We start from the raw sequence: 13,114 nt of genomic DNA on the forward strand, positions 1-13,114 counted from the left end.
AACCAGAGAAGAAGCCAAAGCAGATATTATAAAATACATTGAGTTATTTTATAATCATCGAAGAATTCAAAAGGGTTTGGGTTTTAAGACACCAAATCAAATGGCCGAAGACTTTTATAAGTTGGCTGCCTAGAATCTCCCAAGGGAAAGTCTCCTGATAATTCAGCGTATATCAACAAAATCCCAATATAACTCAAAATAATATATTATCATTAGATATAATAAAGAATTAGTCTAATAACGAATAAATAAAAAACTATTAAAACTAAATTCCAATAAATATTACCTTTCTCTTAATTGAACACGTCAACAATCACTTTATCTTGCTATTTATCTACCATTAAAACCTAGAATATATGTTTATTCTAATGAATAAGCAGGATAGTGAAATTTATACAAAATCACATAGAGTTCTAATTTTTAACCAATAACTACTTAAAAAGTATATTTTTTCTATTTTTAATTTGCTAAGAATTCTATAAAGATTTATTACACCTATTTAAAAGGAGAAAAAAATGGATTTTTTTAATATTTTCATAGGTGACACGACTTGGCCCTTCATTTTGGAGATTTTGGTTCGATGTTCCGTCATGTTTATCATTATTATTAGTTTTTTAAGACTATCAGGTAAACGAGGTATACGCCAACTCTCCCTTTTTGAACTCGCAATTATTCTATGTTTAGGTTCAGCGGCTGGTGACCCAATGTTTACCAAAGACTTACCTATCATACATGCTTTAGTCGCCTTTATCGTTATTCTGTTTCTCTATCGTCTTGTAACATGGGCCATGGTGAAGCATAAAAAAATTGAAGATCTATTGGAAGGAAAAGCACTTTGTGTAGTGAAAGATGGACTTTTAGTCTATAAGGATTTCCAGAAACAAACATATTCACATGATGAGTTTTTCTCAGAAATGCGCCAACAAAATGTTGAACATTTAGGTCAAATCAGAACAGCTTTGCTTGAGTCCGACGGAATTCTTAGTTTACTGTATTATGAAGATGAAGACGTAAAATGGGGGTTACCACTCTTCCCTGATGCCTACTACAAAGCTGACGTACTTAAAATCAATACTTTTTATTCATGTATGAAATGTGGGGAAACTAAAATTCTAAATAAAATCGATCAAGAATGTACTCGTTGCAAACATCATAGTTGGGCTGAGTCTTTAAAAACCCGGCGTCTAGGATAGTAAAAGAATTCAATATTATAAATTCAGATATTAGGTTTTGCTAAAAAGGCTGTAACAGATAGAATTTTGCATTTTTGAGATGTAAGAAAAGAAGTAATAGAAAATGAAAAATTAATTTATTTTTATAAATTAAAAAAGGTGCTATTTCCCCATTAAAAGAGTTAAATAGCACCTTAAAATGTTAAAAAATTAATTTTAACTTTTTATTTAAAGATTAGTTTAAACCTTTAAACTCAGCTTTACCGCGGTAAGCAGCTTTAGTCAATTCTTCAATACGAAGTAATTGGTTGTACTTAGAAACACGGTCAGAACGGCAAAGTGAACCAGTCTTAATTTGACCAGCCGCTGTACCTACTGCTAAGTCAGCAATAGTTGAATCTTCAGTTTCGCCAGAACGGTGAGAAATTACAGTTGTATAACCATTTTCTTTAGCAAGGTAAATTGCATCTAAAGTTTCAGTCAACGTACCAATTTGGTTGTATTTGATTAAGATAGAGTTACCTACTTTCTCATTAATACCACGTTGTAAAATCTTAGGGTTTGTAACGAACAAGTCATCACCTACCAATTGGATTTTGTCACCAAGGATAGATGTCAAGTAAGACCAACCTTCCCAATCTGATTCATCTAAACCATCTTCAATTGAGATAATTGGATATTGGTTTACAAGGCCAGCTAAATAGTCAGAGAACTGGTTGCTTGAGAATGCTTTATTGCCTTCACCCGCAAGAACATATTGACCATTTTTGTAAAATTCTGAAGATGCACAGTCAAGCGCCAACATAATGTCAGAACCAGCTTTGTAACCAGTTTGACCAATAGCTTCAAGAATAACAGTGATTGCTTCTTCGTTTGAACGCAAGTTTGGTGCAAAACCGCCTTCATCACCTACAGCAGTGTTTAAACCTTTTTTGTTTAAAACTGATTTTAATGAATGGAAGATTTCAGCACCAGCACGTAATGCTTCAGCAAATGAAGTGAAGCCTACTGGCTCAATCATAAACTCTTGAATATCAACATTATTGTCTGCATGTGAACCACCATTAATGATGTTCATCATTGGTACAGGCATAGTCAAAATTGTTTGACCACGTAAATCAGCGATGTATTGGAAAAGAGGAATTTTCTTTTCATCAGCAGCAGCGCGTGCAGCAGCCAATGACACAGCTAAAGTTGCATTTGCACCCAATTTTTCTTTATTTTCAGTACCATCAAGTTCGATCATCGTATTATCGATGTCTTTTTGTTCAAATACTGATTTGCCCACTAAAGCGTCACGAATAATCGTGTTTACGTTATTAACCGCAGTTTTAACACCTTTACCCAAATAACGTGCTTTGTCGCCATCACGAAGTTCTAAAGCTTCACGAGAACCAGTTGAAGCACCAGATGGTGCACATGCACGACCAACAACCCCAGATTCTAAAATTACGTCTGCTTCGATGGTTGGGTTACCACGAGAGTCCAAAATTTCACGTGCACGGATGTCAACGATTTGGCTCATGAACAATTCCTCTGTTGAATGAATAACTAGATGCAGATTATTGCATCAATGGGTGTCTAACTTTTTGAATCCTTTAACTAAAGTATCCAATTCTTTTATTTGTGCCAAGAATGGCTCAAGCTGCGACATACGTAATGCACAAGGTCCATCACATTTTGCATGTTCTGGGTCCGGATGACCTTCCAAGAACAATCCGGCTAAGCCTGTTGCCATTCCAGCGCGTGCTAAAGTTGTAATTTGAGCACGACGACCACCTGCTGAGTCAGCACGGCCACCAGGAGTTTGCAACGCATGTGTTACGTCAAAGAAAACTGGTACATTCATTTCTTTCATGATGTCAAAGCCAAGCATATCTACAACAAGATTGTTGTAGCCAAATGCTGAACCACGCTCACAAAGAATAAGTTTATCGTTTCCTGCTTCTAAACATTTATTCAGGATATGACGCATTTCATGAGGTGCCAAAAACTGAGCTTTCTTAATATTGATAATGGCTTGGGTTTTCGCCATCGCTTCAACAAGATCAGTTTGGCGGCTTAAGAAAGCAGGTAACTGAATAATATCAGCTACTTCTGCAACTGCTTCAGCTTGATGTGGCTCATGAACATCAGTAATGATAGGCACATTAAAATGTTTTTTAATATCACCTAACCATTCAATCCCTTTTTCAAGTCCAGGACCACGGAATGAATGCAGACTAGAACGATTTGCTTTATCGAAGCTTGCTTTAAATACATATGGAATATCTAAGCGTTTGCAAATATCAACATACGTTTCTGCAATTTCGAAAGCTAAATCTTTTGATTCAAGTACGTTCATTCCGCCAAATAATACAAATGGCAAATGATTTGCCATTTGTATATCGCCTAAACGTACAACTTCTTGTGGTTTTAATTGTGACATTTAAACTTTCCCAGTTTATTTAAAATCGCATTATTTACTTTTTTGATGCTGAGTTTTCGCAGCGCCAATAAAACTAGCAAATAATGGATGTCCATCACGTGGTGAACTTGTAAATTCCGGGTGGAATTGTACAGCAATAAACCAAGGATGTTCAGGAATTTCTACAGTTTCAACCAAATGTTGTGCAGAAGAGTAGCCTGAAATCTTCATACCAGCCTTTTCAATCGACTCAATGAAACGGTTATTCATTTCATAACGGTGACGGTGACGCTCAGTGATTTCTGCTTTACCATAGACTTCACGTGTTTTTGTGCCTTCAACCAATTCAGATTTTTGTGCACCTAAACGCATAGTTCCACCTAAATCAGACTCTACGCTGCGTTGTTGTAACTCGCCACGCTCATCTAACCATTCGGTAATTAAACCAATCAATGGATACTTTGTAGAACGGTTAAACTCTGTAGAAGATGCTTCTGGCATTGCTGCAACATGACGTGCATATTCAATTACAGCCAATTGCATCCCTAAACAAATACCCAAGAATGGAATTTTGTTTTCACGTGCATATTGAATAGCTTTCATTTTGCCTTCAGTACCGCGCTCACCAAAGCCACCTGGGACTAAAATTGCGTCAGCTGTTTGCAAAATAGAAACGTCTTGGCTTTCAAGTTCTTCAGCATTGACATAATCAATCTGAACTTTGACAAGGTTTTGAATACCCGCATGTAAAAGTGCTTCATTCACAGATTTATAAGCATCTGGAAGTTCTACATATTTACCGACCATCGCAACACGTACTGTGTATTCAGGATTTAACAATGCTTCAACTACATTATCCCAATCGGTTAAGTCAGCTTCAGGAAGATCATTAAACCCAAAACGTTCACAGATCAAGTCATCAACGTTTTGTTCATAGAATGTACGTGGAATTTGATAAATCGTTTTCGCATCTTTACATACCACAACCGCACGCGCTTCTACGTTAGTGAACAATGCAATTTTACGTTTAGTATCAACATCTACATCATACTCAGTACGGCAGATTAAGATATCTGGCTGAATACCAATTGAAAGAAGTTCTTTCACTGAATGTTGAGTTGGCTTAGTTTTTAACTCAGCTGCAGATTTGATGTATGGCAACAATGTTAAATGCATCAGCATGGTACGTTTATGACCAAGCTCTACCATCAATTGACGAACTGATTCCATAAATGGAAGTGATTCAATATCACCAACCGTACCACCAATCTCAACGATTGCAACGTCGTAACCTTCACCAGCGCGAAGTACACGTTCTTTAATGTTGTCTGTAATATGTGGAATAACTTGAACCGTACCACCTAAGTAGTCACCACGACGTTCTTTATTTAAAACGTCTTGATATACACGGCCACTGGTAAAGTTATTCAGTTTGGTCATTTTCGCACGACGTAAGAAACGTTCGTAATAACCCAAGTCTAGATCAGTTTCGGCACCATCCTCTGTGACAAAAACTTCACCATGTTGGAAAGGACTCATTGTCCCCGGATCGACATTAATGTAAGGATCCATTTTAACCATTGTGACTTTTAAGCCACGGGCTTCCAAAAGTGCAGCAACTGAAGCAGCAGAAATACCTTTACCTAGCGATGAAACCACACCACCAGTAACAAAAATAAAATGGGTCATTAAGTTTCTCGTACAATCAAGCCGAAATCGGCCTACAATGTTGGGCAATTTTACTGTACTCTGCCCCTATAAAGCAAAGTCAAACCGCACCAATTCAAAGATCATTAAACAACTGGTTATTCTATCAGCATTTTTAATAAAAAATTAGGTCAATCTCACATGATTTTTTCATTCTCTTTTGCTGTTATAATGCCAGCTCCTCAATTAAATGTTGTTTAGGACAATGGCAAATAAAAAACTTTTAATCTGTGCTGCAATTGCAGCTGGACTATTGTTAACCGCATGTGTCAAAAAAGAAACACCAGAAGAAGAGCAAGAAAAGGTTGAAACTGCTGTTTCAGAACCTAAGCCTGCTGAACCTGCAAAATTTGAGTCTTTAGAAAGTGTTAAAACTGAAGAAGCTCAAACACAGGAACCAACGCAAGTTGAAGTTCATCACGAAGAAACAGCGAATACTACAACCGAAATTCGCCGTGAAACTCGCCCTGCCCAATCTGATCAAAGTTCACAAACAACAGCTTCTGAGCAACCTAAAGCTGAACCGAAACCTAAGCCTGAGCCAAAACCGGAACCTAAGCCTGAGCCAAAACCAGAGCCTAAGCCTGAGAAAGTTCAGTCGAAACCGGCTAAACCAGCTGAGCCATCTCAAACTGAAGATGATGCTGTTGCCGCTGCAATTGCTGCTGCTACGCCAGCGCTTAAAAACTAAGTTCCTGTATGAATATGCCCAAATTAAACACTTGATTTGGGCTTTTTAAGTATTATTAAAATTATCAACTCAATTATCAGTTTTACTTTTTTATTCCAATTTGTCTTTAAAGTTTTTCTAGATATCAATTTAGGACAACCTACTTCTTTCATTTGAAAAAACATTGACGTTCCCTATTCTGAGATGTAATTTTTAATCAAGTTCCTTTTTGGAACTTTAATTAAAAGAAGATTGGAGCTTAAAATGAATACCGTATCAAATCGCGTGCCTGCCTCATTTCCAGTCCGTCGTATGGACTATAATTTTGAAAATACACCACGCTACTGGTGTAATAACGAACCTACTTTTACCCATTATTTTACGGGTTTATCTACATTGTTTCCTGAGGGTGAATCATATTTTGTTCGTTCAGTTCGAGCATTACGCGCAAAAGCAAAGTCGAATGAACTTCTAGATCGCGAAATCAGTGCTTTTATTGGTCAAGAAGCAATGCACTCTAAAGAACATCATGCTTTCCATGTGAGCGCACAACAACATGGTTTAGATCCAGAGTCTTTAGAAAAAGTAACTGGAATTGTTTTAAAAAGTATTGAAAAAGTTTTTAGTAAAAAATGGAACCTACTTGTAACGGTAGGCCTTGAACACTATACCGCAGTACTCGTGGTTAGCATGATGCAGTCTGTTAATGAACTAATGACAGACTCAACTATTCGTAATTTATGGTTATGGCACAGTATTGAAGAAACTGAACATAAAGCAGTGGCCTTTGATCTTTATGAACACTTATATGGAAGTGGCTTGAGCGCATATCTCCCGCGTATTACAGTGTTTACTTTAAGCCTATTTTTAATTACTGGTTTTTCAACAATTTATCAATTTGTGCTTATGAAACGGGATCGTCAACTTCTTAATTTTAAATCTTGGCGTAAGTTTCTTGGTTTTATGACAACACAATATAAAGTTCTAACTCCGAAGTTTTTTGATTATTATCGCTTTGATTTCCATCCTAACCAAACCGATGAAAAAGACCTTGTGGCTAGTACTAAACTTAAAATTGGACTGAAAGATCCCAAATTGCTTTTATCTTGAACTGATAAATTAATAAAGCCCATTCAATAGATGGGCTTTATTAATTTATGACCACATACTGTCATTCTTTATGATCGACCATAAAATAATTCGATATTAATTTGGCTGCCCATGACGTACTTTTCCAACCTTCGTAAAAACCACAATGACTTCCCTTTTTAGTAGTTACCACTGCAATATTACTCATTTGCTGAATCGTTTCTTTATAAGGTTCTAAATTTTTAATAGAACATACCGGATCGTCTTCAGCATTAAGAATCATTAATGGAATTTTGACATTTTCAAATACATAAATTGGATTAATTGCCTGACAATAACTTTGATAGTCCTGAAAGCCAGCCATTTCAAAATATTCTTTTTCAAACTCTTCGAGGCTAGTCGTTGCAAGAACCTTTTCTAAAGAAGCAATCTGGTTCCATGTATTTTGATAAGGATGAATAAAATATTTGAATAACTTCTTAGTCATCATTTTGCTATAAAACGGATGAACATTTTTAAAGCCAATTTCGGTATTGTAGCCTGGACACATTGCAAAAGCAGCTTTAAATGGTGTGTCAGTGCCTTGCTCTCCTAAATAGCGGACCAACAACCCTGTTCCGGCAGAGGAACCAACAGCATACAAATCAGATTCGGGAAACAAACTTTGAATATGTGTGAGCTGTTCTTTAAGGTCACTTGTTGATCCGAAAAGAGAAATCTGTGGTACAGGCATAGGTAAACCCGCATGCCCACGGCGTAAGCATAGTGCTATTCTCCATCCCGTATATTGATGTATATCTCTCACCAACTCACGCATACTTTCAGGCGTTCCAGTAATGGTGTGCATAATGACAACTGTAGGAGTGGTTTTTGGAAGATTATAGCCATACCATGCGATTGCAGTTACACCACCATCTTTCATGCTGAGCTGGTCAATACGATCATATTCAAGCTTAATAGTTTTTTTTCTAATAATATCAAAATATAAAAGATGAACATGATTGTTGCTTAACCATGGCGTAGGACGATATTTTTGTTTAAGTTGAGGCAACTTATCCAAAACATCTTTAATTTTTCCTTTTGGCTCATAATAGACTTTTGGTTGTTCAGCACCGAGTACCGAATCAAACAATTCTGAACCGAAAGCTTTAATTTTATTTAAAGTAGATATGACCATTTCCAATCACAACCTCTGATTATGAGTTAAATGATTGCCGCACTAATGCTGCAACCTGTTGTCCCCAAATTGCATAAATTTCTTTGCTCGGATGAAAGCCATCACTTGCCATAGGTAAGTTCATCGCTTGAAAACTTTCAATATCATATTGAACGAATCTAAATTGGTTTTGTGATTCTAACCATTTATATAACACTTGATTCATTTGCTCCGCATATTTTCCAAACAACCAAGCCAAGGGATTTGGTAAAGCTGGAAAATGTTGCATGGGCGGAACGCCCGAAACAATAATGAGTTTAGGCTGAAAACGTGCCTGTATATGTTCAAATAATTGCTTTTGTTGTTTTATCCATGAGTTTGCTGACGTTAATTTTGTCACATCATTAACGCCAATAGACGTAACAACAACGTCGTAATTTTGCCGTTCTAAATGCTGTAAAGCTTGAAAAACCTGCTTAGTAGTATCACCTGTTTTTGCATGAAGCTTCCAACTTATCAAATATTGATCTTGTAACTCAGAAATAATTGCGCCAGATAAAGCGTCTTGTTGTGTTTCAACACCAACTCCCGCTGCGGCAGAGTCTCCTAAAATAAGCAGAGATAATGGTCTGCCCTTGCCAACAATGCCTTCTCTTTCACCACTGGCTTCTAGCAAGCGTGGTGTATTCTTACGAACCTTTGTTCCCTGTACAAAAAGTACAGGCAACAATGCTAAAGTTGAAAGTTTTAACCACATTCTATTAATCTCTATCTTACTTAGGCTATTTACTAAAATTATTGTGGTTGAAACTTGGCAATTCTTATACCCATTTGCTCAGCCAGTGCAGCTAACCCACTCATTGGACGAATCATTACTTCAAAATCAATAATTTTTCCTTGTTCATTAAACCGAATCATATCGATTCCTTTTAATGACTTGCCACTGACATTGGCACTGAACTCAAGCACCACATTTTCACCATCTTCTGTATAAAACTCACGATGATATGTAAAGTTTTCGAACACTTGAATGACATTGGTAAGAATGAAGAAAACAACCTGCTTTCCTTCGTAAGGTTTATAGGCAACCGGTGAACGAAAAACCACATCATCTGCCAGTAAATCATTTAGATCGGATAAGTTACCTGCCTGAATCATGTGATGCCATTTTTCTAAAGACTGTTTTGTAGTTTCAAGTGTCATTGTCATTTTATCCTATAATTCAACCAATGAAGTTAGGGACATTTCCGTTAAAAAATGTCCCCATAAAATTTATAGTACCGCTGCTAATTCAGCACCTTGACGTATTGCTCGTTTTGCATCTAGCTCTCCTGCCTCTTTAGCACCACCAATTAAATGCACATTTTTTCCATCTGTTTTTAATTGATCATACATTGCAGTGAAAGATTCTTGACCAGCACAAATCACAACATGATCAACTTCAAGCACACTTGGTTGCCCATCTATAGTGATATGTAAGCCCTGATCATCTACTTTGTCGTATTGCACACCTGCAAGCATTTTAACTTGGCGATTTTTTAGGCCTGCACGATGAATCCAGCCTGTAGTTTTACCTAAACCAGCGCCAACAACAGCAGTCTTACGTTGCAGCAAATAGACTTCTCGTTCAGAAGTCTCAACTTTTGGCTGCTTTAAACCACCTACATGCTCATATTGAGTATCAATTCCCCATTCTTCATAGAATTTTTCTGGGTTTAAACTGCCACTTTCACCCTCGTGAGTGAGATATTCAGCCGTATCAAAACCAATACCGCCCGCACCAATAATGGCTACACGCTGACCCACTGGCACACGTTCTTTTAAAACTTGTAAGTAGCTGAGTACTTTAGGATGATCAATGCCTTCAAATTGTAATTGACGAGGCGTGACACCCGTTGCAACCACAATTTCATCAAAATTTGCTTGGCTCAACTCTTCATAAGTTGCTTTATGATTCAAAATTAACTCAATGTTTGGTCGTAACTCAATTTGGCGACCAAAGTAGCGTAAAGTTTCATAGAACTCTTCTTTTCCAGGAACAGTCTTTGCAATATTAAATTGCCCACCAATTTGATGACTGGCCTCAAAAATTTTGACCTGATGCCCACGATCAGCTGCATATACAGCAAAACTTAAGCCCGCAGGCCCTGCACCAATAACAGCAATATTCTTTTGAACTTGTGCTTCTTTAAAAATAAGTTCAGTTTCATAACATGCGCGCGGGTTTACTAAACAAGTTGCGATTTTCATTGAGAAAATATGATCTAAACAAGCTTGGTTACAACCAATACATGTATTAATTTCATCACTACGACCTTGACTTGCCTTTAAGACAAACTCAGCATCAGCGAGCATTGGGCGCGCCATAGACACCATATCAGCATGACCAGATGCCAATACATGCTCAGCCATTTCTGGCGTATTAATTCGGTTAGAAGTAACTAAGGGAATAGAGACTTCACCTTTAAGTTTTTCGGTCACCCACGTAAAAGCAGCACGAGGAACTTTGGTCGCAATTGTTGGGATACGAGCTTCATGCCAGCCAATCCCTGTATTAATAATAGTTGCACCTGCTTTTTCAATTTCTTTTGCAAGCTGAATCACTTCATCAATACTTGAACCACCTTCAACTAAATCAAGCATCGATAAACGATAAATAATGATAAAGTTTTCACCCACTAAAGCACGGGTACGTTTTACAATTTCGATAGGAAAACGCATCCGGTTTTCATAACTACCACCCCATTCATCGTCACGATGATTCGTACGGGCAGCAATAAACTCATTAATTAAGTAACCTTCTGAGCCCATGATTTCCACGCCATCATAACCCGCATACTGAGCAAGTTTGGCGCAGTTTGCAAAGTCATCAATGGTCTGCTGTACTTCGGCAGAACTTAAAGCTTTCGGCTTAATTGGGTTAATCGGTGCTTGAATTGCTGAAGGAGCAACGTTATTTGCCTGATAAGAATAACGCCCAGTATGTAAAATCTGCATAGCGATTTTACCCCCAGCTTCATGAACAGCTTGGGTAATCACTTTATGTTTTTCAGCTTCTTCAACTGTGTCGAGCTTTGTGCCATGAGTAAATACAACACCATCATCATTTGGAGAAACACCGCCAGTTACAATCAACCCCACATCACCTTTTGCACGTTCAGCATAAAACGCAGCCATGCGCTCATATCCCTGTGGTGCTTCTTCTAACCCAATATGCATAGACCCCATAAGCACACGGTTTTTTAAAGTCGTAAAGCCTAAATCAAGTGGCTTTAATAAATGTGGATAAGCTGACATATTTTCTCCTTTGGCTAGCAATTCGCTTGCTAATGCAACTTGTTGCATTAATTTATAATCAAATTTTGACTTTTATGCAACATGTTGCATAATCTCATCAGTCACACTTTACTTTTGCTTACAAACCGGATTGCCATGTCACTTTCTCATGTTTTATTGACCAGCTTGCTTGAACGACCAAGCACAGGGTTCGAACTTGCCCGCCGCTTTGATCGTTCAATCGGTTTTTTCTGGAATGCCACCCATCAGCAAATTTATCGTGAACTCAACCACATGCTTAAAAAAGGTTGGGTTTCAACGTTAGAAAATGAAATGGACAATAGTCGAAAAAAGACTTATCAAGTTGAACAGTTAGGGCGTATTGAGCTAGCTTCATGGATGACTCAACAAAGTGAACCCTCACAACTTCGTGATGATTTAATGGTTAGATTGCGTGCTGAAGCACAATTGAGCAATAATCAGATATTACCTGAGCTGTTAAGGCATCTTGGTTTACATCAAGAGAAGCTGAAACTTTATCAAAGTATTTATGATAAGGATTTTAAAAATAGTGATGATCTCAATAACCGCGTGTTATACATCCACAAAATGATCTTAGAACTTGGGATTACCATGGAAAGTGAATGGATCAAATGGTTGGAACAAGTCATCCCTCAATTAAAACTCTTTGCCCAAGATAGCGTATCCGGAGAATAGCCATGCCCTATTACACCATGCCCGATCGGGAAAATTTATTTGTACGCCGAGTTGGTCGTGGTGAGCCAGTTTTGGTTTTATCTGGTCTTGGCATGCAAAGCTGGCAATGGCTACCCTTTATCTATGCAAACCGTAAAGAATATGAGTTTATTATTCCAGATTGGCGTGGTTTTGGCGGTTCAAAAAACTGCGCAATCCCTGAGCAAGATGCAATTTCCAGCCATTGGCAAGACGTTGCCCATTTAATAGAACAATTGAAACTCGATAACTTTATCTTGATGAGTTATTCAATGGGCGCCACAACTGCCATGCATGGTATGAAACATGCTCATTTAGCACAGCAGTTAAAAGCATATTTACATATCGACCAAACGCCAAAAATATCTGTAGATTCAACATGGGAATATGGATTATTTGGTCCTCTTCATACTCAGTTCAAACAGTTACTAAATGATATCTATCAGTTATTATCAAAACACAAAACTGCTAAATATCTTTATGAATTATTTCTTCCAGATCGACAAGAATTAGTTCGCCTTTGGGTCGATTTTATTGAGTTGCAAAGTAGTAATCCATTTAGTCCTTTGGTTTTTAAAACAGCCCTCAAACGGCCTTTCCTACAAAAATATTTATTACCAATTCAGCGTTTAGATTATTTATTTTGGTATGTTGAAAACTATCTTTATCACAATGAAGATTATCGAGAAGCGCTTCAACAATTACAGTGCCCTACGACATTCTTTATTGGTCGTAATTCGACACTCTACCCTGAAACTGGGCAGACACTTATTGCACATAGTGTCGAGCATGCAAAAACAATATATTTTGAGCGCTCAGGCCATACACCTTTACTGACCGAACCGAAAAAATTTGGGCATGAAATCTCAACATTTTTATCAGAATTAAAACATGCTTCTTAA

The 13,114-nt window shown here is 37.4% G+C and carries 12 protein-coding genes and 1 pseudogene; 6 read left to right on the top strand and 7 right to left on the bottom strand.

Features of this window, described 5'->3' with window-relative positions:
- Both ACINWC141_RS20155 and ACINWC141_RS15200 read left to right on the top strand, forming a co-directional pair.
- Positions 1–133, top strand: a pseudogene (locus ACINWC141_RS20155) (IS3 family transposase); the annotation flags it as partial.
- Between the two features lie 382 nt (positions 134–515).
- A complete protein-coding gene (locus ACINWC141_RS15200; RefSeq protein ID WP_009392666.1) occupies positions 516–1,193 on the top strand; it encodes a DUF421 domain-containing protein in 678 nt (225 codons plus the stop codon).
- A gap of 214 nt (positions 1,194–1,407) precedes the next feature.
- Here the strand turns inward: ACINWC141_RS15200 and eno are convergent, their stop codons facing one another.
- Genes eno through pyrG form a run of 3 tightly spaced genes read right to left on the bottom strand, consistent with a single transcriptional unit; the run spans position 1,408 to position 5,268 of the window.
- Positions 1,408–2,697, bottom strand: coding sequence for a phosphopyruvate hydratase (gene eno / locus ACINWC141_RS15205; RefSeq protein WP_009392725.1), 1,290 nt, complete (start codon positions 2,695–2,697; stop codon positions 1,408–1,410).
- Between the two features lie 45 nt (positions 2,698–2,742).
- On the bottom strand, positions 2,743–3,600 hold the full coding sequence (gene kdsA / locus ACINWC141_RS15210; protein WP_003652054.1) for a 3-deoxy-8-phosphooctulonate synthase: 858 nt from the start codon (positions 3,598–3,600) through the stop codon (positions 2,743–2,745).
- Between the two features lie 30 nt (positions 3,601–3,630).
- The gene (pyrG, locus tag ACINWC141_RS15215) at positions 3,631–5,268 is read right to left on the bottom strand and encodes a CTP synthase (protein WP_009392659.1); all 1,638 of its coding nucleotides are present in this window, start codon (positions 5,266–5,268) and stop codon (positions 3,631–3,633) included.
- 223 nt (positions 5,269–5,491) lie between these two features.
- Between pyrG and ACINWC141_RS15220 the strand changes: the two genes are divergently transcribed.
- On the top strand, positions 5,492–5,977 hold the full coding sequence (locus tag ACINWC141_RS15220) for a hypothetical protein (RefSeq protein ID WP_009392696.1): 486 nt from the start codon (positions 5,492–5,494) through the stop codon (positions 5,975–5,977).
- A 243-nt stretch (positions 5,978–6,220) separates the two neighbouring features.
- Positions 6,221–7,066 carry a metal-dependent hydrolase gene (locus ACINWC141_RS15225; RefSeq protein WP_009392672.1) on the top strand — a complete coding sequence of 282 codons (846 nt, stop codon included), beginning with the start codon at positions 6,221–6,223 and terminating at the stop codon, positions 7,064–7,066.
- Between the two features lie 61 nt (positions 7,067–7,127).
- On the opposite strand, the gene ACINWC141_RS15230 is transcribed toward ACINWC141_RS15225, so the two are convergent.
- From ACINWC141_RS15230 to ACINWC141_RS15245, 4 genes are all read right to left on the bottom strand, one after another.
- Complete coding sequence (locus tag ACINWC141_RS15230; RefSeq protein ID WP_009392694.1) at positions 7,128–8,222, bottom strand: YheT family hydrolase; 1,095 nt, start codon at positions 8,220–8,222, stop codon at positions 7,128–7,130.
- 19 nt (positions 8,223–8,241) lie between these two features.
- The gene (locus ACINWC141_RS15235; RefSeq protein WP_009392686.1) at positions 8,242–8,958 is read right to left on the bottom strand and encodes an SGNH/GDSL hydrolase family protein; all 717 of its coding nucleotides are present in this window, start codon (positions 8,956–8,958) and stop codon (positions 8,242–8,244) included.
- A 38-nt stretch (positions 8,959–8,996) separates the two neighbouring features.
- Positions 8,997–9,404, bottom strand: a complete 408-nt coding sequence (locus tag ACINWC141_RS15240; RefSeq protein ID WP_009392648.1) for a nuclear transport factor 2 family protein — start codon at positions 9,402–9,404, stop codon at positions 8,997–8,999.
- A gap of 69 nt (positions 9,405–9,473) precedes the next feature.
- A complete protein-coding gene (locus tag ACINWC141_RS15245; RefSeq protein WP_009392678.1) occupies positions 9,474–11,498 on the bottom strand; it encodes an NADPH-dependent 2,4-dienoyl-CoA reductase in 2,025 nt (674 codons plus the stop codon).
- A gap of 135 nt (positions 11,499–11,633) precedes the next feature.
- On the opposite strand from ACINWC141_RS15245, the gene ACINWC141_RS15250 reads away from it, so the two are divergent.
- Positions 11,634–12,194: a PadR family transcriptional regulator gene (locus ACINWC141_RS15250; protein WP_009392604.1), complete on the top strand. Its 561-nt coding sequence runs from the start codon at positions 11,634–11,636 to the stop codon at positions 12,192–12,194.
- A 2-nt stretch (positions 12,195–12,196) separates the two neighbouring features.
- On the top strand, positions 12,197–13,114 hold the full coding sequence (locus ACINWC141_RS15255; protein WP_009392679.1) for an alpha/beta fold hydrolase: 918 nt from the start codon (positions 12,197–12,199) through the stop codon (positions 13,112–13,114).

The sequence above is a fragment of the Acinetobacter sp. WC-141 genome (assembly GCF_000313935.1).
GTDB lineage: Bacteria > Pseudomonadota > Gammaproteobacteria > Pseudomonadales > Moraxellaceae > Acinetobacter.